This is a genomic window from Thermoanaerobacterium sp. PSU-2 (genome assembly GCF_002102475.1).
Classification (GTDB): Bacteria; Bacillota; Thermoanaerobacteria; order Thermoanaerobacterales; family Thermoanaerobacteraceae; genus Thermoanaerobacterium.
On sequence record NZ_MSQD01000053.1, the window covers coordinates 1 to 287 of the forward strand.

General features: G+C 34.5%; 1 pseudogene. It reads right to left on the reverse strand.

The features are described 5' to 3' along the window. A pseudogene (locus BVF91_RS13085) lies at nt 1-260 on the reverse strand (IS21 family transposase); the annotation flags it as partial. Between the last annotated feature and the right edge of the window lie 27 nt (nt 261-287).

Consider the following 287-nt stretch of genomic DNA (forward strand, 5'->3'; position numbering starts at 1 on the left):
CTGGCTGTATGTTGCTGTTTTTTTATTCCTTCTGTTTCATCTTCTTTAATGCACTGTCTGATAAAGTCCATAACATCATGTGTTAATACATCAGGTTCACGGGAATATTCTTTTCTCTCCCAAGGAACATTGTCACCTTTGCAGTATTTTCTTACAGTGTTCCTTGAAATTTTTAATTCCCTGGCTATAGCCCTTTGAGACATTTGATGTACTGTATACATTTCTCTAATTTTTTGGTATAAATTCACGTCAATAATCACACCTTCCAACCTCCTGTAAAATTTATC